Origin of the sequence: Legionella tunisiensis (genome assembly GCF_000308315.1) — a bacterium.
Taxonomy (GTDB): domain Bacteria; phylum Pseudomonadota; class Gammaproteobacteria; order Legionellales; family Legionellaceae; genus Tatlockia; species Tatlockia tunisiensis.
In genome coordinates this window covers 1-1958 of the sequence record NZ_CALJ01000247.1, presented here as the reverse complement: position 1 = coordinate 1958, position 1958 = coordinate 1, and the positions used below count along the sequence as shown (strand labels likewise).

Below are 1958 nucleotides of genomic sequence, written 5' to 3'. Positions count from 1 at the left end.
TGCGGCAGTTGGTGAGGATTGGCTGTATAGATGCCGGGAACATCAGTCCATATTTCACACGCATTGGCTTGCAAGATAGCGGCCAGTAGGGCTGCTGAAGTATCTGAGCCGCCGCGACCAAGTAATACGGTTTCTCCTTGTGAGTTGGCCGCAAAGAATCCTTGTGTAATAACCGCTGCAGCCCCACTGGCAAGCAGTTTTTTACTGAGCGTTGGATTCGCTTCACTATTACATCTTGCTGCAAGGTAATTGACAGTATCTCCACCAGGTATTGCGGTAGAAATTAGTGCTTCGCGGACATCGAACCATAGACAATTGATTCCTTTCCGATGCAAAAATGCATGCCCTAAGCGAGTCATCATTAATTCACCCAAACTTAAAATTTGCGCACGGGTTTTTGCTGGTGCTTCTTTAAGAAGGGCAATGCCGGTTAACCATTGATGTAATTGTTCCAACTCGGTTGTAACCAGCTCAGGAGAAACTTGCAAGGCTTGAGCTAATTCCATATGACCATGACGAATCTCTGCTTCAATATTCTGGTGTTGATTTAACAAGGCAGCATTGATGGCCTGTTCTAATTTATTTGAAATTTGAGTGAGGGCTGAGCATACAATAACCGGTTGTACGCCATTGGCTATATGTTGTTTAGTGATAGCCGCGATATTTTCCCAGGTTTGCAGAGAAGAAACGCTGGTGCCGCCAAATTTCGTAACTAATTGTTGCATGATTATGCTCGTGCAAAAAAGAACACATTAACATGGACTGGTGAATAGATACAAGCAAAAGACGGCAATAGAATGGCAATTAATTTTCAATGTGAATTTAATAATTACACTTTGGATTTTGGATGGCTATTTAATGATTTTATTGGGAAATTTTTTCTCTAATCGTTTGAAAACGGTTTCAATTCATTTATCATCAAGTCTTTTGCGACATCTCGGGATGCATTTTAACGTTAAGGAGTGTGGAGTGAAGAGCATGCAAAAACCCATGAGAACAATCGTCAGCGCAGTTGTCGTTGCGATGATGGCAAGTAGTATTGCCAATGCGGGGAGCTTTTCCCTGTACACAGAAAGTGCTGCTTCAGCAATAGGGAACTATGCTGCGGGTGTAGCGGCAGAAGCGGCTGATGCATCAACTGGCTGGTACAATCCGGCAGGTCTTGCACTCATTCGAGAGCAACAAGTTGTTGCTGGTGCTGTAGGGGTATTTCCTTCCTCTAAATTAACTGGTACAAGCACCTTTAGTACAACAGGACTCCCTAATACTTTTGTCCAAACTTTTAGCGGTTTACAGGGTGCTAAAGATGCAGTGGTTCCCTCTTTTCATTACGCCTTACCCTTGGGTGAAAATGCAACCTTTGGTTTAAGCATCGTTTCACCATTTGGTTTGGTTACTGACTGGGATAAAACTAGCCAGATTCGTTATGCTGCTACAATCAGCGAATTAATTACAACCAACGTCTCTCCTGAAATTGGTGGTAAATTGACTGAGAATCTTGCTGTGGGTGGTGGTATCGATTTCCAATATGCTCGTGTGAAATTTAATCGTATCCTGGGTGAGCCTGTTCTAATGCAAGCATTTGGTTTCCCGCCAAGTTTTGTGGACTCAATGAGTTATAACAAAGGTGATTCTTTTGGTGTGGGCTTCCATGCTGGCGTGTTAACTATGTTTAATGATAACCACACGCGTATTGGTTTGAATTACCAGTCACAGATGAAGCATAAATTTAATGGTTACAGTCGTTTGGGAGGCCGTTTTGCATCACCAGGATTCAACGTTATAAATCCGGTTTCAGTAGCAACCGCAACTCCAAATAACGCGATATGGAGTAACAATTTATCCAGTAATGATATCGATCTTCCTGAGATTGTTACCTTAAGTGCTTATCAGGACGTTAATGATAAATTAGCTCTCTTAGGTTCCGTCGTTTACACTGGTTGGCATTCTCTGAGAAC

Annotated in this window: 2 protein-coding genes; one reads left to right on the top strand and one right to left on the bottom strand. The window is 42.6% G+C overall.

Annotated features, from left to right (window positions below; all coding sequences use genetic code 11):
- Positions 1–725, bottom strand: a 725-nt coding sequence (locus BN58_RS14835; protein WP_026069520.1) for an amino acid kinase family protein, incomplete at its 3' end; no start/stop codon positions are given.
- A gap of 253 nt (positions 726–978) precedes the next feature.
- Here BN58_RS14835 and BN58_RS14830 point away from each other — a divergent pair.
- The coding region (locus BN58_RS14830) for an OmpP1/FadL family transporter (protein WP_026069519.1) at positions 979–1958 on the top strand (980 nt) is incomplete at its 3' end.